We start from the raw sequence: 24,936 nt of genomic DNA on the forward strand, positions 1-24,936 counted from the left end.
CGGCAGCTAAAATACAATATATTTAAACGCCAAATAGATGATGGATAAAATGTGCCCCTAATTGCTCATCTCCTTTACCGCCGTTGCTGCCTGTGCAGATTGAGCAGGCAGGTGCGCCGCCTCCTTTTTATCGTGCACCATCTGTAACAGCGGCACAAACCGGCCCTGGGCCTTATACTGCTTATAATCCCGTATATGGGTAAGCGCGTTATCAAAATGCGTCTTAAACAGATCTGCGTTACTGGTCTGGCTTAACAGCAACAGGTAACCGGCTATCATACGGCTTTTGCGGTTAATGAACATGCCATCCAGCTGTTTGCTGAAGAAAGCCAGTTTGCTGGTATCGCCGGAGCGGCCATAGATCCCGGCAATGGCCCAGCTTAACAGGTCCTTGCTGTCTTTTTCCAGCTGGCCGGCATATTGTAAGGCCATCGGCATATCTATGGCGGCAATACCATTCAACGCAGCAGCCTGCACGCTATAAGAGCGGCTATTGATCTTTTCCCGGAACAGGGACAGATAAGCGCTATCCTTAGTACGGCCAATGGCGTTTAAAGCCGCGGCCTGCGCCAGCGTGGAGCTGTCATTACGGGCAATGGCCAGCAATACCGGCAGGGCGGCGCTACGTACCTCCGGCAGCTGCATGTTCAGGGAGTCCATAGCAGCTGTGCGTAAACGGAAGAATTTATCCTTACAGGCGGCCACCAACATATTACGGGCATCACCATCCTGTTGTGCCCCGGCCGCCTGCTGAATGGCTTCCAGCCGGTCCAGGAACAGCGGCGCATGAAAATACTGGTATACATATTCCTGTAGCGATTTATGATCTGTTTTCTTTGCCAGCAGTATCTTATCCCCATCCACATTTACCAGCTGGGGTTTAGCGGCTAAAACAAAACGGAACGTGTCTGCTTTTGTTTTCATCCACACATCATGGCGCTCTTTTTTTCCATTTACATATATATCAATGGCAAAAGGCAGCGTAAATGTTTTGCCGGTCTGGGTTTGCTGTATATATACTGTTTGTGTTTTACTGGCCTCATCCCAGGCATATTGCATATCCAGGTATGGATGGCCGCTGCCATAATACCATTGGTCAAAGAACCAGTTCAGGTCTTTACCGCTGGCTTCTTCCATGGCCAGGCGCACCTGCTGCGCCTCTCCTGTTTTATACGCGTTCTGTGTAAGGTAGAGATGCATGCCTTTGTTAAATACTTCCTTACCCAGGTAATTGCGCAGCATGTGCAGTATACGGCCGCCTTTCTGATAAGTTACCCGGTCCATCAGGTCTTCTGCATGGTCATAATCAAAACGTACCAGGTGTTTATGCTCATCCTCCGGCGAATAAGTAAGGTAGATCTGCGCTGCGTTATAATTGGTATAATCACCGCCATCCGCGCCGTGTTTATATTCACTCCACAGGGTTTCACTATAGTTGGCAAAGGATTCATTTACTGTCAGGTTGGCCCAGCTCTCAGTAGTTACATAATCCCCAAACCAATGGTGAAATAACTCATGCGCAATATTGCCTTCCCATATATTTTCATCCAGCAGCTGGCGGTTGTTCTGATAGGTGAAATCCCCATGTACGGTGGCCGTAGTATTTTCCATAGCGCCGCTTACAAAATCGCGTACGACCACCTGCACGTATTTGTTCCAGGGATAGTCTACGCCCAGCAGGCTGGAATAAAAACTCATCATCTCCGGTGTATTACCAAACAGCTGTTTTACATAGGGCGCTTGTACCGGTTCTACATAATAGCTTACTTCTTTGCCCTTCCATTTTTCTTTATGCACATAAAAATTGCCCACCGCCATCATTACCAGGTAAGGCGCGTACGGTTGATCCATTTTCCAGGTATCTGTACGGGTACCATCGCCGTTGTTATGCTGTGCGGTCAGATAGCCGTTAGAGAGCGTTACATATTTGGCGGGCGCTGTTATACTGATCTGGGTAGTGGTTTTCTGGTTAGGTTTGTCAATGGTAGGGAACCATACGGAGTTGGCCTCTGTTTCCCCCTGCGTCCATACCTGCACCGGTTTGCCGGCATTGGCACTGTCCGGGTTTATAAAGTATAATCCTTTTGCGCTGCTGATGGCCGCGCTGCCTTCTGATTTAAAGAGATTGGGCCGGGAGGTATAAGCGATATACACCTGGTACTTTTCGCCGGGCTGGTATGTTTTATTTAGTTTGATGTGCAGCTGCAGGCTATCATAGCTATACTGCAAAGGCGTATGTTTGCCGGCGGCCAGCAATGCTACCTCCCGGATCTCCATGCCCTTGGCGTCCAGCTGGAGAGAATCCATAGGATAGGCATGCGGTTGCAGGGTGATGGCAGCCTTACCATACAGGAACTGCTTGGCATAATCCAGCCGCACCTCGAGGGCAGTATGCACCAGGTCATGCAGTTTTGGGGCAGATGCACGGTACGCTACAGGCTGCTGAGCCACTGCCGGCAGCCACAAGAAAAGAATATAGGCAATGGTTATAATAGACTGATTTACAGACAACTTTCTCATATCATATGTTTACTGTTGCAAAGCTATGGCAGCGCCTGACGCCGGTATAGCATGTAATTGCTGTTTTGTTACTATATTGCTGTAATAGTACTATTCCGCCATCTAACACCGCCTTTGATCCATGAACAGTAATATCTTACAACAGGGACACTATTACGGTACTATTGAGAAAAAAGTACAAACAAAAGGGGTTATCCTCACTTTGAGCAACTACCCCCTGCACGCACAATTGCCGGACCATTTTCATGAGAACAGCTATCTCTGTTATGTACAGCATGGCAGCTACCAGGAACAATCCGTTTCCGGCAAGCTGGTGTGTGAGCCGGAAGATATTGTATTTCACCCGGCAGGTATTGTGCACAGAAATACTTTTCCCCATGCCCCTGCCGCCTGTTTTAATATAGAGATAGACGCCGGCTGGCTGCGTAATTTTGATACTGCGCCTTTTGCCCTTACGAGGATCAGCAAACTAAAAAGCGCGGCCCTGAAGCTGCTCATCGCCAAAATGCAGGGGGAATTCCGCCAGTACAATCATTGGTCCCACCTGATGATAGAAGGACTGACCCTGGAATGTATGGCCATATTTCAGCGGGAAAAAGCCGCCCATAGCGGCGTACCGCAATGGCTGCAACAGGTGCGGGAAATACTGCATGATGATACCCAGGCCGCCTCTTTATCACAACTGGCCGCCATCACACAGATAAGCCCCTACCATATTGTACGGGAGTTTAAGAAAGCATACGGCATGAACATCGGCGAATATGTAAACCAGCTAAAGATAGCACGCGCCTGCGCCCTGCTGAAAGATACAGACCTTAACCTGGCGCAGATAGCGCTGGACTGCGACTTCTCTGACCAAAGCCATTTTGGAAGGATCTTTAAAAGAACCATGGGTTTTACCCCCTTACAGTATAGGAAAGCAACAGAATGATAACAACAGCTATACAGTAGATGTATTATCTTAACGCTGCTTAAATATTCCTATATGAAAGAACAGCTATTCTGGGAGATCATTGAATCATCCTGGAACGATACGCCGGCAGCTGCCACCCAACGCAAAGAAGCTACCAGTGCTAATAACACCGTGCTTTTCCCGGAACTGGCCAAACAACTGGAGCATGTTGTTATCCCACACATCAGCCAACGCCTGACCACGCTTAACAAAACAGATTTCAAAAAATTCATGGAGATCCTGAACAAAAAGATCAGGCACCTGGACCGTGATGAGGTGCATGCGCATGTAGGCGGATCAGATGACGGTTTCCTGGACCGCCGGGGTTTTATTGTGGGGATGGGAGAGGGTTATTATAATACGGTCGATAAAGACCCTTCAAAAGCTGCCAGGGGTATAGAGGTGGAGTACTTCGCCTATTTTGGCTATGATGTATACGAAGAAAAGTTTGGCGAACCCCTATAAGAGATAACGGGCAGTTGACAGCCTGTAAACTGTAGTGCAGGATACGGGGACCCCGCGTGACTGCCAACTGCCCGCCATTATAATTTATGATACAGCCGCTGTTTGCTCCAGGAACTGCCAGTTAAAATATTGTTGTGCGTTAAAATAGCAGATATCCTGCACGATCTTACCCACCCATTTAATATCATTCGGCAACTCACCCTGCTCTATCTCCTGTCCAAACAGGTCGCAGATCAGGCGGCGGAAGTATTCATGCCGGGGATAGGACAAAAAGCTGCGGGAATCCGTTAACATACCCACAAAACGGCTCAGCAGGCTCATATTGGATAAAGCATTCAGCTGTTTTACCATACCATCCTTCTGATCCAGGAACCACCAGGCAGAACCAAATTGTACCTTACCCGCTACGGAGCCGTCATTGAAATTACCGATCATGGTAGCCAGCAGCTCGTTATCCGCGGGGTTCAGGTTATACAGGATGGTCTTTGCCAGTTTATCCTGGCTATCCAGCTTATCCAGGAATTTAGCCAGTGCACGCGCCTGGGAGAAATCGCCGATGGAATCCCAACCGGTATCCGGGCCCAGTATACGCATCATACGCGAGTTGTTGTTACGCAGCGCACCCAGGTGATACTGCTGTACCCAGCCTTTTTCCCAATCCAGCACCGCCATTTCCAGCAGGATGGCAGATTTGAATTTGCGGTTCTCTTCCAGGCTCAGGCCTGCGCCTGCCCTGATCTTTTTAAAGATAGTGGCTATCTCCGCATCCGTAAACTCTTCTGCATAGATCTCTTCAATACCATGATCAGATACAGAACAGCCCATGGAAGCAAAGAAATCATGCCGCTGTTTTAATGCCTTCAGCAGATCCTGGTAGGTGCTGATGGATACATCAGACGCCTGCTCCAGTTTAGCCAGGTATTGGTTATACTTTACCGGGTCGTCTACATTCATAGCCTGATCCGGGCGGAAAGCAGGCAGGATGGGTATTTCAAATCCCTCCTGTTTTAACTGCTGATGATATTCCAGCGTATCCACCGGATCGTCTGTAGTACATACCAATGCCACTTTCATTTTACGCAGCAGGTTACGTACGGAGTAGTCCGGCGTTTGCAGCTTTTCTGTACAGGCGTCATAGATACTGGCGGCAGAAGAAGGCTGCAGGATATCGTATACATCAAAATAGCGTTGCAGCTCCAGGTGTGTCCAGTGGTAAAGCGGGTTGCGCAGGGTATAAGGCACGGTGGCCGCCCATTTTTCAAACTTCTCCCAATCCGGTTTATTGCCGGTGCAGTAAGTTTCCGGTACGCCGTTGGTACGCATGGCCCTCCACTTGTAATGATCGCCGTATAACCATGCTTGTGTCAGGTTCTCAAAATTCATATCGGCAGCTATCTGCGCGGGCGGCAGGTGACAATGGTAATCGATCACCGGCATCTCCTTTGCGTACTCGTGATACAAACGCTGCGCCGTAGCTGTGTTCAACAGGAAATGCTCATCCAGGAACTTTTTCATATTGTATTGATTAAAACTTATTCATAATGCTATCACTGTGCACCGGCGGCTAATGGCTGCCTGCTTTCTGTCAGCGCTTTCTTTATTACGGCGGTTGCGCCATCCCTTGTCAGTGCGGACAGCATGTCCGTTACCGCGCGGGCAAACCCTTTTAATTGCGTAAGGTCTGTGCCCCACAGATTGGTATTAGCCAGTACTTCTTTTACCAGTACGGCTGCCTCCAGGCGTTTCCACTCATCATGGAACCAGGCGGCATGATCATCCTGTATCGTATACTCCTTACCGTTCACCGCGCCTTTATACTGCCCGTCTGCAGTACGCTCGCTGCGCATAAACAGCAGGTAAGCGGCAAAGCCCAGGGCCATCAGACGGGGCGGTTCCTGCGAGCGCTCGTAATGGCGCAGCAGTACCGGTATATTCCGCATCTTCATTTTAGAAGTGTACTGCATGGTAATAGCTACCCACTGGTGCGCGATATGCGGATTCCGGAAACGGTCCAGCACAGATTGCGCGAACTCTGCAGCCATGGTGTCGGAAATATAGATATCTGTAATAGCGGGGGCCATTTCCTGCAGCATCAGCGAGGAAATGCAGGCTTCCATATCCGCATCTTCCATTGCCTGCCGCACCGTGTTAAAGCCTGCTAATACGGCCAGGCCGCAGCTAAAGGTATGTGTGCCATTCAGCAGGCGCAGCTTCAGCTCCCGGAATACGTTAATATCCGGGGCCAGTACCACGCCGCTATCTGTTTTGCTAAAACTTAAACGCTCCTGCACTTTTTTATCGGCTGTTTCAATGGCCCATAAACGGTAGGCTTCCGCCATGATCATCAGGTCATCTTTATAACCCAGCGCCTCCTGCATGGCCTGTTGCTCCTGCGCGGGTAAGGCGCCGGGCACAATACGGTCTACCAGGGAGCTGCAGAAATGGTTGGCATCGTTTAACCAGCTGATGAAAGCCGGCGCTAACTGATGCCGGGCAGCCAGTTCCAGCACGATCTCCTTTAATTTCTTTCCGTTATCTACCAGCAGTTCCGTGGGGATGATGATCATTCCCTTATCCGCGCGCCCGCTGAAATGCTGGTAGCGGCGGTACAGGAATGCCAGCAGCTTGCCAGGAAAAGATACCGGCGGCGCGGCGTTGATATTATCGTCCACCAGGGTGATGCCTACTTCTGTTGTATTCGAGATAACGATCTCCATATCCGGGTTTTCTGCACAATGCAGGATCTCATCCCATTCTGCGGCGGCGCTTAGTACGCGGCTGATGGAAGCGTTCAGGCTATTTTCCGCTACCTTCTGCCCCTGCTCAATACCACGGATGCAGAGGGTGTATAGCCCCTGCTGGTCTGCAAAAGCGTCTGTGCTGCCTTTACCGGTAGATTTTACCACCACTACCCTGCCGTTGAATACGCCGGCTTTATTGGCTTTATCAATAAAATAGTCCGGCAGGCCGCGCAACAGCACGCCGGTACCAAACTGCAATACTTTTTCCGGTAACTGTAAATGCGCCGCTGCGGGCAATTGTATATCGCTGCTGCTGATGGCAGGCAGCGTGTGTGTAGTTAATTGTTTCATCATGACAGATTTCTACTTAAATCCCCTATTTCTTTTTTGCCTGTTGTACTAACCAATTGACCAGGTCTGTAGCCGCCTGGTAGTTTTCGTATTCCGCCGGCAGCTTGCGGCCATCCAGGTACTCGTTGTAAAACCAGGGATCGCCTACCGCAAATACGGTTCCCTTACCTACATGCGCAACGGACATCACTACATGATCCCCGTCTTTATAAACAGCTGTTGCCGGCGCTTTCAGCTCCTGGGTGCTTAATTCCTTGATGTATACTTTTTTTGTATGATTAAAGACCGCATGCCCCGCAGGGATGGCCAGCGCGCCCATTTCAAACTGTTTGCCCTGTACCCGGTTGCGGCTGTCTTCATTAAAATGGATGCCAAAACGCTCTGTAAGCAGGTTGATTTTTTGGAGCTCCGCATTGGCAGAGTCGTTTTCCAGTATCACCAGCACACCGCCGGCTTTTACCCAGTTATAGATCTGGGCGGCGTCTGCTGCCGTAATGTTATGCGGGCTCGCGGTCTCCTTTTGCGTATCCGGGTCTGTAATGATATAGATATTGCTATGCTGCAGGTTGGCAGCAGTAGGCGCTACAGACAACGTATCCGTAGCTACGCCATAACGGCGGAAGATATGGCCCAGCAGTGAATAACCGTTGTTGTCCACTTCATTCCATACATAATGGAAACGCTCCATGCCACCATTGGGGCCTTTACGCCATTCGTTGTTAAAATACTGATCCAGTGTAACGGTAAGGCCCTTGCCTTTTCCCAGGGTAGGCAGCATCTCCATTTCATGGGCGGCCAGCATATAAGCGCCAGCGCCTTTAGGATCGTTCACCACCACTTTCTCACTCAGGTAATAGGCATAGCTGCCATCGCGGTAAGGCTCGCCGCCCAGGCCCGCTACGCTGCATACACCGTGCAGGTCTACCCCGCCTTCCGCGGCGCGGGTAATAAATTGTTTCTGGATACCGGCAAATCCTTTTACCGCTGCTTTGCGGTAGCTTTCCGGCAGGTAGCCTTTCCGCACACCTTTCTCCAAAGCATATACGAACATACAGGAGGCAGAGGCTTCCAGGTAATTACCTTTTTCCTTACCCTTATCCAGCACCTGCCACCATACGCCGGAGGCGGGATCCTGGTATTTTACCGCCGCGGCGGCAAAACGGTTCAGGATAGCGATCAGCGTATCGCGGCCTTTATGGTCTGCGGGGAAATAATCCAGCACATCCACCAGGGCCATACCATACCAGCCCATAGCCCGGCCCCAGAAATTGGGGGAGCGGCCGGTGGTCTTATCTGCCCAGCGCTGCTGCCGGGACTCATCCCAGGCATGGTACAGCAAACCGGTACGGCTATCGCGCGCATGTTTTTCCATCAGCACAAACTGGCGGGTAATATCATTAAAAGCGGTGTCCTCATGGAAAAGGGCCGCGTATTCCGCATAAAAAGGCTCGCCCATATATAGGCCGTCCAGCCACATCTGGTAGGGATACCGGCGCTTGTGCCAGAAACCGCCATCGCCGGTACGGGGTTGCGTGCGCAACTGTTCGCGCAGCACATCTGCCGCTTTCCGGTATTTTTCCTGGCCGGTCACTTTATATAACAACAGCAGCAGGCGGCCGTTCTTTACATGGTCTATGTTATGATCCGCGCTTTTATAGGTTCGTATATTGCCTTGTTCATCCACAAAGGCGTCCATACACTGCTGTATATAGCGGAAATAGTTACCATCGCCGGTGCTCTTCCACAACCCGGCAATCCCTTCCAGGATCACGCCCTGGTCATAGGTCCAGTTGGGAGGAGTGGGTTTACGCATAATGGTAGTGGCCATATCTGCGGACTGCGCATGCAGCACAGCTGCGGCGCATAACATTAACAAGGTGAGTAAGCTGAATTTCCTGGGCATTAATTTATCTGCTTTTGAGAACCATTAAATGTCCTGCGCCGTAAAGGCACAGGACACATGGACATTGTATCAACGAACCTGCAGGGCCTTATTGCTGGCGCCGGCAGTAAATTGCGTACTTTCTTTTGACTTGCGTACATCCGTACCGGTCACCACTATATTGCGGCAGCTTTCTCCCTGCACCGCCATAAACCGGTCTGCCTGATCGTACTGGATATTATTAAGCGTAATATCCTGGCTGCTGCGCACCGTCACCAGCGGGTCTGTATCCCGGGTGATCAGGTGTACATCCGTTAAATGGATGTTCTTCGCTTCCAGGCATTCAATACCTTTTTTAGCCCGGATGGTCATATTGTTCATGTATATACCGGCAATGGGCATCTCCGGCAGGCCGCGTATAAACACTGCTTTATCAGCATTGTTGCACACGATATTGCTGATATGGAAATCCCTGAACTGTGGCGTGGCGTCCGTTACGGGCACTGTTTCCACCTTGGGGCCCTCCCTTTTTTCGCCGGCCAGGGGCACGGGGTCCTTGGCGGCATAGTACATATCAAACAGGATGGCTTCTGCCGGAATATCTTTCATGTTGATGTCTGCGATATAGATCTTTTCTACGATACCGCCGCGGCCGCGGGTGGTCTTAAACCGCAGGCCTATATCCGTACCCAGGAAATTACAGTTGGATACGAACAGGTTGCGCGCGCCGCCAGACATTTCACTGCCTATTACAAAACCGCCGTGCGCATGGTATACGGTGCAGTAATCCACAATGGTGTTCTCTGTAGGCTTGCCTCTTTTACGGCCCTGCTCATCCCTGCCGGATTTGATACAGATGCCATCATCCCCTACATCAAAAGTGCAGTGGGTGATACGCGCATAATTGCAGGACTCCAGGTCCACGCCGTCGCCGTTCTGGGCATACCAGGGGTTCTTGGCGTATACATTGCGCAGGGTAATGTTCTCGCACAGCAGAGGATGCAGGCACCAGGCGGGCGAGTTCTGGAAAGTAACGCCTTCCAGCAGCACGTTTTTACAGTTGGTAATGCTGATCAGGTTAGGGCGCAGGAAATCTTTGATATCCTCATAGTCAGACGGCTGTTTGCCCGGCATGATCACGCCGGCCAGTTTGGTCTGTGCGCCTATATAGGATTTTCGGGAAGGGTACCAGCTGCTGCTGTCCTTACCGGGGCCTATCATACCGCCGGAGGCCACCAGTTTCTTCCACTGGTTTTCCGTCAGTTTATCCTTTTTAACGGCCCTCCACACATCGCCATTACCATCAATGATACCGCTACCGGTAATGGCTATATTCTCCAGGTTTAAGCCGGATACCGGCGCCTGGCAGCGTACGGCGCGTAAACCCTCATAGGTAGTTTCTACCAGAGGGTATTGACCATAGTCGGCTGAAAACTGTAATACAGCGCCCGCTGCCAGGTGCAGGTTCACGTTGCTTTTAAGCACAATGGGCCCTGTGATCCACATGCCGGCCGGCACCAGCACTACGCCGCCGCCCTTGCCGCTGCATGTTTCAATAGCGGTATTAATGATCTTTGTGTTCAGGGTAATGCCGTCTGCCTTAGCGCCCAGCTGGGCAATGTTGAAGGTATCCCGTTTAAAATGCGGCTCATAGATCACCGGCAGGTCAAACTGGTATTTGCCTTCAAAAGGCGTCTTAGCAAGGTATTGGGCTAAGGGTAGCTTTTTGTCAAAAATCTCTTTCGCTACCAGGCCGGCTATCAATGTAGCGCCATAGGTATTGAAATGCGTATCGTCTGTCACGCCATCCGGCAGGGTGGTATAATGGCCTGCGGGCGTGGTCTTGAACATTTTTACGGAACCTTGTACGCCCTGCTGTACCAGCAAGGCCTCGCTGCTGCGGTGCAGGTCTATCAGCGGCACTTTATTGGCGGCCGCCACTTCCCTTACTACACCGGGGTACTCGCCATGCTGGTCTACAAATGCGCCTTTTTCATCAAACTTACGGCGCATCACCGGCGTTATCAGTACCGGGTTAGCGCCTTTGGCCCTGGCCTCTGTTACAAAACGCAGCAGGTTCTCTTTGTAAGTGGTATGCGGGGCGGCGTAGCGGTTGGGATCTGCTATCTTCTGGTCGTTATGGCCAAACTGGATCAGCACCCAATCTCCCGGCTTCAGCTGCGCCAGCACGCTATCCCAGCGGTGCTCCGTGATAAAACTTTTGGTGCTGCGCCCGTTTACGGCATAGTTCTTTATTTCCACGCCGGGCTCAAAGAACGCAGGAAACAGCTGTCCCCACCCTCTTTCCGGGTTATCGATGGCAGGTTTGTTAGCCATGGTAGAGTCCCCGATCATGAATATACGGGGCTTGGGCTGGTCCTGTACCCATCCGAATAATGCCAGGAAAATGGTGAGATATAACTTCATTGCCTTACGAGTTTTTGTTTTTGCGTGCACCCGCTACTTTAATGAGAAAGTAACTGTTGTTCATAACGGAAGCGTGAATGGCGATATGACTGGAAAGCACCTGCCAGCGAGATACAGCACATATTTTATCAGCTTTTCAATACCGGTGTCCGATAAGGCAATTCTACAGATATATTCAGTAATACGAAAGGATTTATAGCGATTTTTTTACGCAATCGTTACCGGGAACGATGCAGCAGCAAGCGATTGGCGAAATACGCTAACGACTATCCCCTAACGACTTATAACTTAAACTATTAAAACCCTCGGAAAATGCTTATTTTTACTACTGCGTTATGAAATTTGCAGCTGCCACAATAAAAGATATTGCTAAAGCGCTCGGGCTATCCACCTCTACGGTATCACGGGCCTTACGGGACAGTCATGAGATCAGCACAGAAACCAAACAACTGGTGCTGGAATATGCCACCCGTATCAACTATCATCCCAACCCGATCGCACTGAGCCTGAAGGAAAAACGGAGCCGCTCCATTGGCGTGATCGTGGCAGAGATTGCCAACAGCTTTTTTTCCCAGGCCATCAATGGCATTGAATCCGTGGCAAATGACAAAGGCTATAACGTGATCATCTCCCAGAGCCACGAATCCTACGATAAGGAAGTGATGACCCTGCAATACCTGGCCTCCCGCTCTATTGACGGGCTGCTGATCTCCGTCTCTACCGCCACCAAAGACCTGCAGCACCTGAAAGCGCTGCATGACCGCGGTTTTCCCATCGTGTTCTTTGACCGCATTGTGGAAGAGATCAATACCCATAAAGTAGCAGTGGATAATTTCCGCGGCGCGTATGACGCCACCATGCACCTGATGCGCCAGGGCTACCAGGATATTGCCACCATCACCAACTCAGAGAACCTGTCCATCACCAAAGAAAGGGTGGCCGGTTATATGGAGGCCCTGTCGCAAAAACATATCAAACCGCGTAAATCGCTGATCAAATACTGCTTTCACGGGGGTATGCTGCTGTCTGAGATAGAAGACGCCATTAACCAGCTGCTGAAGGTAAAACCCCGTCCGGACGCCATCTTTACCGGCTCCGATAAACTTACCACCGGCTGTATGCGGGTGCTCAAAAGCAAAGGGCTGCGCATCCCGGAAGATATTGCCGTAGTAGGTTTCTCCAACTCAGACATTATAGAACTGCTGGACCCTCCCATCACCGTAGTAAGACAACCCGCCTTTGAAATGGGGCAGGTAGCCACTGAGCTGCTGCTGCAGCTGATAGAAAGCAAAAGACCGGTGCATGATTTTGAGCGTAAGATCCTGGCGACTACGCTGATCGTGCAGCAGGATAATGCGCGGGTGAAAGCGTAAGGGCTGACGGATAGCTATTTCAGGCCGGGACATTACTGGCCAGGAGCGGACATCCGCTGTTCATTACCGGACATAAACAGCGCACACCTCACACAGAACCCATTCATAATCAATACATAACCGAACTGGCACATTTCTTACGAATGAAGTCGTACTCATCTTGCTCCCTATGTTAAAGAACTACTTCAAAGTGGCCTGGCGCAATCTGGCCAGGAATAAAACGTATGCCATCATTAACGTATCCGGGTTGGCATTAGGCGTATGCGCCTGCCTTATCATTTACCTCGTGGCCAGTTTTGAGCTGAGTTATGATAATTTTCACCCGGACAAGGAAAGGATCTACCGTGTTGTGTCTGCATTGAGCGGCGAACGTGGTACCCGGCATATGGCCATGGTGCCCGATCCTGCGCCACAGGCCATGCGGGATGAGATCACCGGCCTGGAAAGTATTGTACTGTTCCGTACCTACAAGGCCAAGGTCAGCACCCACGAGGGCGTAGAAAGGAAATTTGATATGCTCCCGCGGGAAGAAGCTCCGGATATGATCATAGCAGAACCGCAGTATTTCAGCATACTGCATTACCAGTGGCTGGCAGGCAATCCTGCTACCGCCCTGCAGGAGCCTTTTAAGGTGGTACTTACGGAGAGCAGGGCCAAAAAGTATTTTGGACAACTGCCCGCAGACGCCGTGCTGGGTAAGACCATTATGTATAATGACTCCCTGCCGGTAACAGTATCCGGCGTTGTAAAAGATATGCCTGCTAATTCAGACTTCATCTTCAAGGATTTCATCTCTTTTGCCACCACCAAAAACAGCTTCCTGGGAAGCGAGTTTGGTATGGACCAATGGGGTATGTTCAGTGGCGGCACACAAGCTTTTGTTAAGCTGGAAAAGGGTGTGACCCCGGCGCGGGTAGAAGCCCAGTTCCCCGCCTTTGTTAAGAAACATTTCTTCGTAGAAGAGCATACCACCGCGAAAGTAACGCTACAACCCCTCGCGGATCTGCATTTCAACCCGGATTATGAAGATAATTATACCCGCAAGGCCCACCTGCCCACCCTATACGGTCTAATGGGCATTGCGGCGTTTATACTCCTGATCGCCGCCATTAACTTTGTTAACCTGGCCACGGCCCAGTCCATTGAACGCACCCGCGAAGTGGGCATCCGTAAAGTGCTGGGCAGCACCCGCAGTACCCTGGTACTCCAGTTCCTGAGCGAAACATTCATACTGGTACTGCTGGCCACCGGCGCTTCCCTGTTGTTTACCCCTGGTATTATTGCTGTCTTTAAGTCCTTTATACCAGATGGAGTGGCCGGTTTGCTTTTTAGCCGGCCTACCGCTATTTTCATACTGCTGCTGATCGTTTGTACCACCCTGCTGGCAGGCGTTTACCCGGCACTGGTCTCTTCTGCTTACCTGCCTGCCCTCAGCCTTAAAGGTGGGGATGGGCTCAAAGGCAGTGAACGGGGTTACCTGCGAAAGGGATTGATCATATTCCAGTTCGCCGTATCCCTGGTATTCATCATTGGTACCCTGGTCATCAGCAACCAGATGCGTTACATGCTTAATAAGGACATGGGTTTTAAAAAGGACGCGATCATTGCCGTGCCCACCGCCCGCTACTATCCTTATGCACAGAAAGATGTGCTGGCAGAACGGATACGGGGCATCTCCGGCGTGGAAAATGTAAGCGTAAGTGAAAGTACCCCCGCTGCCAAAGGCCATTGGGGCACATTACTTACATACAAGGGTAAAGAAAAGGTAGAAATAGAAAGCGCCCTGGAATGGGGCGATGAAAAATTTGTGCCGCTCTATAACCTGAAGCTGGTAGCCGGCCGCAATGTAATGCCCGCAGATAGCATGCGCGAGTTCCTGGTGAATGAGAGCTGCGCCAAAGCGCTGGGCTTCCGCAACCCGGCAGACGCCGTGGGCAAGATGGTGGAAAGCGGTATCTCAGACGGCTCCCCTACTACATGCCCCATTGTAGGCGTATTAAAGGATTTTCATGTACAATCCCTGCATGAGCCTATTAAACCCATGTTCTTTACCACCAATAAAAAGATCAGCCGCACCATCAATATCCGTTTGGCTACCAATGGCAAACGGTCGCAAGACCTGAAACGCACATTAGCGCAGATCGAACAGCTGTGGACAGCTGTATACCCCAATGAAAAATTTGATTACACCTTTTTCGATGCCAGCATTGCCCGCTTCTACGAAAAGGAGCAAAAGACCGCAGCGCTCATGAATACCGCTATGGCCATTGCCATCTTTATCTCTTGTATGGGCTTATTTGGACTGGCCGCCTTTACCGCCCGCCAGCGTACCCGCGAGATAGGTATCCGCAAAGTACTGGGCGCCAGCGTAGCCAATATAACCACTATGCTCAGCAAAGATTTCGTAATGCTGGTGTTAATAGCCCTGGTAATAGCCGCGCCCATTGCCTGGTATTTTATGCACCGCTGGCTGGAAGGTTTTGCTTACCAGGTATCTATCTCCTGGTGGATATATGTGATAGCAGGACTTACCGCCATGATCATAGCGCTCATCACCGTTAGCTTCCAGGCCATTAAGGCCGCCGTGGCAGACCCGGTAAAGAGCCTGCGCATGGAATAAACTTCCTGGGAGGGGTTATGGCATTTTCATTAATCCCTCCCATTTTACTTTCCATTTTCCGTTCTTAGGGAAACCCGGCGCATCCGGTCCTTTATACCCATCCCAACCCGCACACATCATCGCCACGGCAGAGAGTAAAGCCCCGTTACCGGGCAGGTATATACGCAGGTTATCCCGTTGGTAATTATGCCCGTTAGGCAGGAATGTATTTTTTGTTACCTGCTTCATTAAAATATCGATCGCCGCTTCCGGTTGTCCCAGGCGTGTGGCCGTCATGGCCACCAGCGGGTAATCCCAGCCCCAGGTTTCCTCCCAGTTCCAGGCGCTCATTATCTTCTTGAATGTATGTAACATGACCAGTGAATCCACATGCGCATCCGGCGGTACAAAACCATCTATACCCAATACGGTGGGATGATCTGTCATGTAACGGGCATTGCTATATGAATCCGGCGCGCTGGCAGCGGCCAAGTACAATCCATCCTTTATAGGGAATGGCGCCAGCTGCGCCTGCACTTTTGCCCATACCGTATCCTGCGGCATGCCTAAACGCTGCCGCCATTCCTGTGCGGTACGCAGCGCCCAGCGCCAGTAAGCCAGCTCAAACGGCGGATTAAAAGTAGTGGCCGGGTCAAAACGCTCCTGCGCCGGTATAAGGCCAGGGCCCAGTACATATTGTTGTTTCGTACTATCGTACCAGGGATAGGACGCCATAAATTCCGCCGTGGAAAATACCAGGTCCTTATACTGATCCAGCGTTTGCTGATCCGGATGATCACGGTAACAAAGCTCTGCCAGGTAAATAAGATGCGGTTGTTGCCAGATAAGGAAAGGGCCTACAGGAGAAGGGCTTTCATCGCCGGAAGGGTCCGTCATCTTAGGCCAGCGTACGCCTTTAAAACCCTGACGGTGGGCAGTTTCGCTGGCCTTATCCAGAATGGAGCGGTACCAGGGCAGGCTTTTTTCCAGCAACTCCGGCCGGTTCCATAAGGCAAAATGCGCGGCATGCCACCAGTGCATTTCCAGGTGATATTTGCCAAACCAGCTGTTATAGGTAAGCCCGGTTTCCTGTGGCGGCGTATTGCCCGCGCACTGGATCCGGGTAAGGTATTGCGAGAGTATGATACGGCGCTCCAGCTCTTTGGCGCGGGGATCTGTACTGCCTGACAGGTCAATGGCGCCGCCGCTTTCCCAGAAGTTCTGCCAGTACTGGCGGCTATCTACCAGGAAAGTGTTGATGGGCGGATTAAATGATGTGCGAATGTGCTGATGTGCTGATGTGCTGATGAAGGGAGCGTGAACGGTTGTAATGTTGGAGCCATCGCCATCAGTGTTTGTATCTGTACTAAGATCTGCCAGTATATGCGTACTGAAGGGCCCTACAAAAGGCCCGGCTGGCGCCTGCTCCGGCAACCTGGGCTGTGCTTTGGTAAAATGGCAGCTAAAGGCCAGCTCCTCATCATCACTCAGGTGCTGCAGGATATAATCATGCGGCGCTTTCTTTTGTAGTGCCTCGTCACCGGTCCATTGCAATATTACATTATAACGGGCATCATCCATCTCCCGCTCGAACAGGATCTGCCGGTCGTTCAGATAACGGGAACTGGTTTTATGATTATCGGGATGCTGAAAATCCAGCGTCCCTTCCCAATCGCCGGAGGCATAAGGGAAACGGATATGCAAGCCAATCTTATGCTGTGCCACCAGCGGTGATCTTACCGTAGCGGCGATCATATCCAGCTGCGGATGGCATACCGTACGCACTGTCACCGGTATATTATCCACTTCAAAGCTGCTGCGGATCTCACCGTTCCAGAGGTCCAGCTCCTGGCGGATATTTTTGATATCGCTCATCTGCGCGGCAGTGCCATCTTTTTTGATGATATAAAAACCTACAATGCCCAGGTGCAGGCGGTGCGGGTTAGACCGTAACCAGTCTGCCGCCGCTTTTTGCCGTGGCGGGTTGGAGGGCGCATACAGGTAAGGCACCTGCCGGTTGTTCATGGTATAGTTCTTCCATAACTCCCGGCGCTGGTAGTTATACGGATTAGGAAAACTGTGCCAGCCCCATTCTGACTGGGTGCCCAGCGGTACGCCTCCCTTTTCGTAAAACTCCGGGAAGGTCTGCAGGCCGGTAGGGTCTACCGTAAAGGCAAAAGACCCGTTCCCAACAGAAAGGGACGCCATGGAATCAAAACGCTGCACGATCACATTGTGCCGCGATACCAGCGCCTGCCGGTCTATTTTACCGGCTGCCGCATTTTGTTGTTGCGCTTGCACATGCACGGCTAGCAGGCATGCGCTTACCAATACACTACAGATAAATTTCATAGGACAGTATTTAAAAACGAACCTCACTATTTATTCTCCTGTTAAAGTATACACTCCACCAGCTGTGGTATTAAACGAATACAGAGAAGCAGCCCCCTCCCCTTTTACAGGCGTTAAAACCAGCTCACCGCTCCCTTTCAACGGCTGCAATACACGCAGGCGGCAGGGACCACCATTACGGGCGTGGATCACTGCTTTCTTCAACTTACCATTTGCCCACTGCATATCTATCACAAAACCACCACGGGCCACCAGGCCCTTCACCTCGCCGGCCGCCCAGGTATCCGGTATAGCGGGCAATAGCTGTATAGCATCCAGCTGACTTTGCAGCAGCATTTCCGTGATGCCGGAAGTGCCGCCAAAATTACCATCTATCTGGAAAGGCGGATGCGCGCAGAACAGGTTGGCATAGGTGCCACCGGCATTATGATAATCCGTAGCGCCATCATCACTTAATTTCAACAGCTCCCGCAGCAATTTATAGGCATGATTACCATCCAGCAGGCGCGCCCATACATTTATCTTCCAGGCCTTGCTCCAGCCGGTGCCGCCATCGCCCCGGATAGCCAGGGTACGCTTGCAGGCCTCCGCAAAAGCAGGCGTGGTAAGCGGTGATATTTCCCTGCCCGGGAACAAACCAAACAGGTGCGATATATGCCGGTGCTCCGGGTCCTCATCCTCCCAATCCTTATACCATTCCTGCAGGTTGCCTTTGTGCCCTACCTGTAACGGAAACAGCCGCTTTTTTGTTTGCGCCAGCGTATCGCGGAATGCCTTATCTGTCTGCAATACATCTGCCGCGTCTACCAGGTTGCTGAACAGATCGCGGATAATAGACATATCCATCGTAGTAGCTTTTGACACATCCCCTTTGATCCCTTTTTCTGTGATAAACACATTCTCCGGCGAGGTAGCCGGCGCCGTAACCAGGTAACCGCTGCTGTCCGGTACCAGCCAGTCCAGGCAAAATTGCGCGGCGGCTTTCATTATTGGGTAAGCCGTATCCTGCAGGAACTGCCGGTTACCGGTAAAGCGATAGTGCTCCCACAGGTGCTGGCATAACCAGTTACCACCCATAGGCCAGTTGGCCCACTGCGGATCGCCCTTGCCCATATCCCCTACCGGGTTGGAGAGACCCCATATATCCGTGTTATGGTTAGCGGCCCAACCCCGGGTATTATAAAAATGCTGCGCCGTATAACGGCCCGTACTGGCAATATGCGGTATCAGCGTAAGCAGGGATTCATGCATCTCCGACAAATTGCACGCTTCCGCCGCCCAGTAGTTCATCTCCGTATTGATATTGATCGTATAGTTAGCGCTCCATGGAGCGCGCAACTCCTTATTCCAGATCCCCTGCAGGTTAGCAGGCACCCCATTTAACCGGGAGCTGGAAATAAGCAGGTAACGACCAAACTGGAAGTACAGCGTCTCCAGCGCAGGATCCTGCGCGCCGGTGGCATAACGGCGCAGGCGCTCGTCTGTGGGCAGTTGTGTAGTGGCTTTATCGCCAGCCGCCAGCGTAAAGCTTACCCGGTTATAGTATTGATGATAATCATCCAGGTGGCGCTGGCGCAAGTCATGGAAACTATGCTTAGCAGCAGCCTGCAGGTAATCTGTGGCCAGCTTATTTTCATCCTTGCCCTCACTATCCGGGCATTTATCAAACCCGTTAAAACTGGTAGCCGCAGAAAGCAGCAATACTACCTCTGAGGCTTTGCTAACCGTAATGCCGCTGGTATCCGTACTTACGCTGCCATCCGGGCTAACGGCCCTGATCTTTAATTCAAACCGCATACCCTTACACCCGCTTACATCCTTATAGCGGATAGGCTCCCGGTTATAGTTCACATAACTGGGATCTGCCTGTGCCGGCGCCCTGCCTTTAAACGTGAGCTCCTGCTTACCCGTTACTACCGGGTGGTACTGCAACGGGCTATTTGCACTGATATGAAAATTCAACTGTTGCTTTTTATCCGCCGTTAACCGGATCACGATCACCTGGTCCTTACCGGAGGCAAACATTTCCCGTTTATAGGTAACGCCATTACTGGTAAAACGTGTTCCCGCTACCGCATTGGCTACATCCAGGTCCCGCTTATAAGCCGTGGCCTCGCCAGACAGCTGCTGTGTAATACGCAGATCGCCCAGCGGCAGGTAAGACTGACTATATACCCCCTGCATTTGCTGATATTCTTTAGCCGCCGCGGTATAATCCCCTTTAGCCAATGCTGCCCTAACTGCCGGCAAGTGTTTATAGGCCTCCGGATTCACCTGGTTATTCACCGGACCACCAGACCATAAAGTAGCCTCATTCAACTGGATCAGCTCTTCCTTAACACCGCCAAAGATCATAGCGCCCAGGCGGCCATTACCGATAGGCAGCGCTGCCGTCCAAACTTTAGCCGGTTGCTGATACCATAATTTCCAATCGTTCTCCTGCGGTGATTGTGCTGTGGCCACACCTGCCAGCAGCATCAAAAGACATAAAAGTTTTAATCGCATCAGTCTACGTGAGTTGAAACGTCAAAATACAAATATGTTTGAATTATCGGAAACCGCGCTCACTCATACAGCGGCCATTCTGTATGTCCATTATGTTTGTCCATGCCGGCAGCTATTAAAAATTGGCTGCGCCTGCCGCGGGTGTTCGTGGTGGAAGTTGGCTGGAGGAGCCGCGCCAGCCAAGGCCAATTTTTAATAGCTGCCGGCAATGCAGGATGGCTGCCGGATGAGTGGGGGGATACGTTGGGTTGGTTATTACGATTAGATTCGGTTATCGTAGTACGGACTCTCAGTTGCAACCGGGCTTTACAGTATATGATAGATGGAGGCTAGTGTTGACATTAGCTACAATTTTCGTTGTACTATGATCATGGGTTGCTAAGCGCTTTTATTTCCCTTCGATCATACTTATTGATGATCAAATAGTTACACCACACAAACAACCACCAAGCAATATGCAATCGTTTGCGTAAAAAACGGTGCTAAAATTTGGACAGGGGTTTAGCTCATCTTACTTTTACTTTAATATTATGGACCTGAGTACCATAACGTGGAATTTAGCACAAAGGTCGAATTCTTTCGACCTTTTTATTTTAATTTACGGCAAAACAAGGGGGTACGGCTTTTATGATCAGAACATTGATCCCCGTTATTTATTTCCTGTTATGCTGCCTGACGGTTCCACGCATTTACGCGCAAACACCGTCTTACCAGTTTACCCGCATTGATATTGACCAGGGCCTGTCCAATAACCAGATCAACAGTATCTATAAAGACAGCAAAGGGTTTATGTGGTTTGGCACCATGTCGGGCCTTAACCGTTATGACGGTTACAGCTTCCGCGTGTTTAAACATGACCTGCGCGACTCCAGCTCCCTGCCCGATAACCTGATAGAACGCGTTACCGGCGGGCCAGACGGCCTGTTATGGATCTATGCCCGTGACGGGCAGCATGTCTATGACCCGGCCAGCGGCGCGTTCCGCGGTACACTGCCCGTTCTGCAACAACTAGGCATACCCGGCAACGCGGTGAACGATATAGTACAGGATACCCTGGGCCGCTACTGGTTCATACACCCTACCGCCGGGATCTATTGTTATACCCCTGGCCAGCAACCTGCTTTACATTTACAACACAAGGATAAAGACAGCAGCACCATCACCGATAATGCCGTTGCCGCCATTACCCCCGTGGCCGACGGCTGCTGGCTGCTGCATAACAATGGGGTGCTGGAAAAAATGGACGCGCGCAGCCATCGCATCATATACCGCGATACACAATTATATGACCGCAGTAACGGCGCTTCCCAAAATTACCACCTGATGGCGGACCAGGAAGGCGAGCTATGGATCTACAGCACCAGTGATCCGCAGGGCGTATGGCGTTGTAATCCCGCTACCGGCGCTTTATTACATTATGATCAGAACAGCAGTCCCATACGCCTCAACAATAATATTGTAAGGGGCATCGTGCAGGATAACCAGGGCCGGATATGGATAGGCACAGACCACGGCGGCGTGAATATACTGGACAAAAAATGGCAAAGCATTTACTACGCCATGAATATGCCGGAAAATCCCAAAAGCCTGGGCCAGAATAGCATTACCAGCCTGTATAAGGATAACACCGGCATTGTATGGGTAGGCACGTACAAAAAAGGCATCAGCTATTACCACGAGAATATTGTTAAGTTCCCCTTATACCAGCACCAGCCCAATAATGCCAGCGGGCTGCCTTATGACGATGTGAACCGTTTTGTAGAAGACGCCGCCGGCAACCTGTGGATAGGCACCAATGGCGGTGGCCTTATCTACTATAACCGCAGCAACAATACTTATACCCAATACCGGCATAATGCGCATGATCCCGGCAGCTTAAGCAGCGATGTGATCGTAAGCCTGTGGATAGACCATCAGCAACAGTTATGGGTAGGCACTTATTTTGGCGGACTGGATCGTTTTGCCAACGGGCGCTTTATACACTACACCAATGACCCCGCCAATCCTTCCTCGCTAAGCAATAACAGCGTATGGGAGTTATATGAGGATAGCAGAAAGCAGCTATGGGTAGGCACGCTGGGCGCAGGCCTGAACCTGTACAATCCCGCTACGCAAAGCTTCCGCAATTACAAACGCGGCGCCAATAGCCTGCACTCCAATTATATTGCCGCCCTGCTGGAAGATAAACGCGGTAACCTGTGGATTGGCACGGATAGGGGCATTGATGTACTGCAGTTATCTACCGGACGCTTTACCGCTTATCTTAGTGACAGTACACCGCCCCGCCGCCTGAGCAACGATAATGTGATCTGTTTATTTGAAGACAGCCGCGGATGGATCTGGATAGGCACGCACGAAGGATTAAACCTGTATGATCCGCAAAAGCAACAGTTCCGCATTTTCCGCAAAGAGGATGGCCTGCCGGACAATTCCGTGCTGAATATACTGGAAGATAATGCCCATACCTTATGGATGAGCACTCCCAACGGCGTATCCAACCTGGCCATTACTACCAGCAGCCAGGGGCCCGGTTTCCGTTTCCTGAATTACGACGCTGCCGATGGCCTGCAGGGCAAGGAGTTCAACGAAAACGCCGCGCTGCGCACCCGCCGCGGAGAGCTGATCTTTGGTGGGGGCAATGGCTTCAACCTGTTTTACCCGCATACCATCACCCAGAATAAAAATGTGCCGCCCCTGGTGTTTACGGATTTCCAGGTGTTTAACAAAAGCATGCAGCCTGGTGAAAGGATCAATGGGCGCGTACTGCTGAAGGACGATATCAGCGCTACGCAACAGCTTACGCTGAAGTACCGCGAAAATGTATTCTCCATTGGCTTTGCGGCCCTTAGTTATTTTCACCCGGAGAAAAGCCGCTATGCCTATATGCTGGAAGGCTTTAACCAGGAATGGCTGATGACGGACGGCGATCAGCGCCGGGCCACTTACACCAACCTGGACCCCGGCGATTATGTATTCCGTGTAAAGGCCTCCAACAATGATGGCGTATGGACCCAAACGCCGCTGGAGCTGCATATTAAAGTACTGCCGCCTTTCTGGAAAACGCCACTGGCCTTCATACTTTATGTAGTGCTGATATTAGGCGCGCTGCTGCTGGCCCGCCGCCTGATGCTGGAACGGGAGCGCCTGCGCTTCCGTATAGAACAGGAGCGGCAGCAGGCCCACCGCATGCACGAACTGGACGCGCTGAAGATCCGTTTCTTCACCAATATCTCCCACGAGTTCCGCACGCCTTTAAGCCTGATCATCACCCCGCTGGAAAAGATCATCAAAGGCACCCGCGAAGACGGTATCAAAAATCAGCTGGAGCTGATACAACGTAACGCCCGCCGCCTGCTGAACCTCGTCAACCAGCTGCTGGACTTCCGTAAGCTGGAAGTACAGGAAATAAAACTGCAGACAATAGAAGGAGACATTGTACAATTTATAAAAGAGCTCACCGCCTCCTTCTCTGATCTCTCTGAGAAGAAACAGGTAAGGCTGGATTTCCGCAGCCAGATCAACAGCCTGGTGATGGCCTATGATGCGGATAAGATAGAGAAGATCATCTTTAACCTGCTGAGCAACGCCTTTAAATTTACGCCGGAGTTTGGCAGCGTAACCGTGGAGCTGCAATGGCAGGAAGAAGGGAAGCTGCTGTGTATCATGGTCAAGGATACCGGCATTGGTATGCCGCTCGAGCAACAGGACCGTATCTTTGAACGATTTTTCCAACACGAAGGACAAGGCTCCCTGTTGAACCAGGGCAGCGGCATAGGGCTAAATATCACCAAAGAATTTGTAAGGTTGCATGGCGGTACGATCACGGTAGACAGCGCCCCGGAAATGGGCAGCTGCTTTACTATTCTGCTGCCGGTACAAATGAGCCAGACCACACCACCCGTTATTACAGACGCCCCTACGGATTTTACACAACCACCGGCAGCCACCACAGAAACAGCCCCGCCGCATCGCAATGGCAAAAAGCCATTAATACTATTGGTAGAGGATAATGAAGATTTCCGCTTTTACCTGAAGGATAACCTGAGCCTGCATTACCAGGTAATAACAGCAGAGAATGGGCAGGCGGGCTGGAACCTGCTGCAGCAAACCCTGCCAGACCTGGTAGTGAGCGATGTAAGCATGCCCGTAATGGACGGCCTGGAACTATGCCGCCGCATCCGCGCACAAAAACGCACCGCCCATATACCACTGATACTGCTCACTGCGCGCACTACGGAAGCAGATCAACTGGAAGCGCTGGAAAAAGGCGCTACGGATTTTATTACCAAGCCTTTTAATTTTGAAGTGTTGCTATCGCGCATACGCAACCTGATCGTACAACAGGCGTCTCTGAAGAAGAGCTATCAGCAGCATATAGAAGCTAATCCCAGCGAGATCGCCATCTCCTCCGCGGATGAGCAGTTCATACAACAGGCACTACAGATAGTGGAGCAACAACTGTCTAACCCAGAGTTTTCTGTAGAGGAACTGAGCCGCGCCCTGCATATGAGCCGGGTATCTGCCTATAAAAAGATCTTATCACTGACGGGTAAAACGCCTATAGAATTTATCCGGTCTATCCGGTTAAAACGCGCAGCGCAGTTGTTGGAGAAGAGCCAGCTTACCATAGCGGAAGTGGCGTATGAAGTAGGGTTTAACAATCCAAAGTATTTCACTAAGTATTTTAAGGCGGAGTATAACGTCCTGCCGTCTGCTTATGGCAAACAACGGCAGGACGCGGAAAATGAAAGTGATTGATCAGTTGATGG

Annotated in this window: 12 protein-coding genes; 5 read left to right on the forward strand and 7 right to left on the reverse strand. The window is 51.1% G+C overall.

The window, feature by feature from the left end:
- Window positions 1-57: 57 nt before the first annotated feature.
- Window positions 58-2,520 carry a M1 family aminopeptidase gene (locus F0L74_RS27970; protein ID WP_149841195.1) on the reverse strand — a complete coding sequence of 821 codons (2,463 nt, stop codon included), beginning with the start codon at window positions 2,518-2,520 and terminating at the stop codon, window positions 58-60.
- A gap of 121 nt (window positions 2,521-2,641) precedes the next feature.
- Here F0L74_RS27970 and F0L74_RS27975 point away from each other — a divergent pair, with 121 nt between their 5' ends.
- A complete protein-coding gene (locus tag F0L74_RS27975) occupies window positions 2,642-3,451 on the forward strand; it encodes a helix-turn-helix transcriptional regulator (protein ID WP_149841196.1) in 810 nt (269 codons plus the stop codon).
- Window positions 3,452-3,505: 54 nt separating this feature from the next.
- Complete coding sequence (locus tag F0L74_RS27980) at window positions 3,506-3,937, forward strand: DUF4240 domain-containing protein (protein ID WP_149841197.1); 432 nt, start codon at window positions 3,506-3,508, stop codon at window positions 3,935-3,937.
- Between the two features lie 84 nt (window positions 3,938-4,021).
- On the opposite strand, the gene uxaC is transcribed toward F0L74_RS27980, so the two are convergent.
- The 4 genes from uxaC to F0L74_RS28000 all read right to left on the reverse strand — a co-directional run bounded on the left by uxaC (window position 4,022) and on the right by F0L74_RS28000 (window position 11,338).
- Complete coding sequence (gene uxaC, locus F0L74_RS27985) at window positions 4,022-5,452, reverse strand: glucuronate isomerase (protein WP_149841198.1); 1,431 nt, start codon at window positions 5,450-5,452, stop codon at window positions 4,022-4,024.
- Between the two features lie 32 nt (window positions 5,453-5,484).
- A complete protein-coding gene (locus F0L74_RS27990) occupies window positions 5,485-7,032 on the reverse strand; it encodes a tagaturonate reductase (protein WP_246197836.1) in 1,548 nt (515 codons plus the stop codon).
- 22 nt (window positions 7,033-7,054) lie between these two features.
- Entirely contained in the window at window positions 7,055-8,932 is a 1,878-nt protein-coding gene (locus F0L74_RS27995; RefSeq protein WP_149841199.1) for a glycoside hydrolase family 88 protein, read from the reverse strand.
- A gap of 69 nt (window positions 8,933-9,001) precedes the next feature.
- Window positions 9,002-11,338 (reverse strand): glycosyl hydrolase family 28 protein, encoded by a 2,337-nt coding sequence (locus tag F0L74_RS28000; protein WP_149841200.1) that lies wholly within the window; start codon window positions 11,336-11,338, stop codon window positions 9,002-9,004.
- A 335-nt stretch (window positions 11,339-11,673) separates the two neighbouring features.
- Between F0L74_RS28000 and F0L74_RS28005 the strand changes: the two genes are divergently transcribed.
- Window positions 11,674-12,711 (forward strand): LacI family DNA-binding transcriptional regulator, encoded by a 1,038-nt coding sequence (locus F0L74_RS28005; protein ID WP_149841201.1) that lies wholly within the window; start codon window positions 11,674-11,676, stop codon window positions 12,709-12,711.
- Between the two features lie 169 nt (window positions 12,712-12,880).
- Window positions 12,881-15,331, forward strand: coding sequence for an ABC transporter permease (locus F0L74_RS28010; protein WP_149841202.1), 2,451 nt, complete (start codon window positions 12,881-12,883; stop codon window positions 15,329-15,331).
- A 15-nt stretch (window positions 15,332-15,346) separates the two neighbouring features.
- Here F0L74_RS28010 and F0L74_RS28015 read toward each other — a convergent pair whose 3' ends face one another.
- Both F0L74_RS28015 and F0L74_RS28020 read right to left on the reverse strand, forming a co-directional pair.
- Entirely contained in the window at window positions 15,347-17,662 is a 2,316-nt protein-coding gene (locus F0L74_RS28015) for a hypothetical protein (RefSeq protein ID WP_149841203.1), read from the reverse strand.
- Between the two features lie 30 nt (window positions 17,663-17,692).
- On the reverse strand, window positions 17,693-20,167 hold the full coding sequence (locus F0L74_RS28020; RefSeq protein ID WP_149841204.1) for a glycoside hydrolase family 95 protein: 2,475 nt from the start codon (window positions 20,165-20,167) through the stop codon (window positions 17,693-17,695).
- Window positions 20,168-20,794: 627 nt separating this feature from the next.
- On the opposite strand from F0L74_RS28020, the gene F0L74_RS28025 reads away from it, so the two are divergent.
- Window positions 20,795-24,925, forward strand: coding sequence for a hybrid sensor histidine kinase/response regulator transcription factor (locus F0L74_RS28025; RefSeq protein ID WP_149841205.1), 4,131 nt, complete (start codon window positions 20,795-20,797; stop codon window positions 24,923-24,925).
- The last annotated feature ends 11 nt before the right edge of the window (window positions 24,926-24,936 follow it).

The sequence above is a fragment of the Chitinophaga agrisoli genome (assembly GCF_008386695.1).
GTDB classification, from domain to species: domain Bacteria; phylum Bacteroidota; class Bacteroidia; order Chitinophagales; family Chitinophagaceae; genus Chitinophaga; species Chitinophaga agrisoli.

Bases quoted from the DNA above. Each gene is read 5' to 3' on its own strand.
- F0L74_RS27970 (WP_149841195.1), bottom strand. From the start codon at position 2,520: ATGAGAAAGTTGTCTGTAAATCAGTCTATTATAACCATTGCCTATATT.
- F0L74_RS27975 (WP_149841196.1), top strand. From the start codon at position 2,642: ATGAACAGTAATATCTTACAACAGGGACACTATTACGGTACTATTGAG.
- F0L74_RS27980 (WP_149841197.1), top strand. From the start codon at position 3,506: ATGAAAGAACAGCTATTCTGGGAGATCATTGAATCATCCTGGAACGAT.
- uxaC (WP_149841198.1), bottom strand. From the start codon at position 5,452: ATGAAAAAGTTCCTGGATGAGCATTTCCTGTTGAACACAGCTACGGCG.
- F0L74_RS27990 (WP_246197836.1), bottom strand. From the start codon at position 7,032: ATGATGAAACAATTAACTACACACACGCTGCCTGCCATCAGCAGCAGC.
- F0L74_RS27995 (WP_149841199.1), bottom strand. From the start codon at position 8,932: ATGCCCAGGAAATTCAGCTTACTCACCTTGTTAATGTTATGCGCCGCA.
- F0L74_RS28000 (WP_149841200.1), bottom strand. From the start codon at position 11,338: ATGAAGTTATATCTCACCATTTTCCTGGCATTATTCGGATGGGTACAG.
- F0L74_RS28005 (WP_149841201.1), top strand. From the start codon at position 11,674: ATGAAATTTGCAGCTGCCACAATAAAAGATATTGCTAAAGCGCTCGGG.
- F0L74_RS28010 (WP_149841202.1), top strand. From the start codon at position 12,881: ATGTTAAAGAACTACTTCAAAGTGGCCTGGCGCAATCTGGCCAGGAAT.
- F0L74_RS28015 (WP_149841203.1), bottom strand. From the start codon at position 17,662: ATGAAATTTATCTGTAGTGTATTGGTAAGCGCATGCCTGCTAGCCGTG.
- F0L74_RS28020 (WP_149841204.1), bottom strand. From the start codon at position 20,167: ATGCGATTAAAACTTTTATGTCTTTTGATGCTGCTGGCAGGTGTGGCC.
- F0L74_RS28025 (WP_149841205.1), top strand. From the start codon at position 20,795: ATGATCAGAACATTGATCCCCGTTATTTATTTCCTGTTATGCTGCCTG.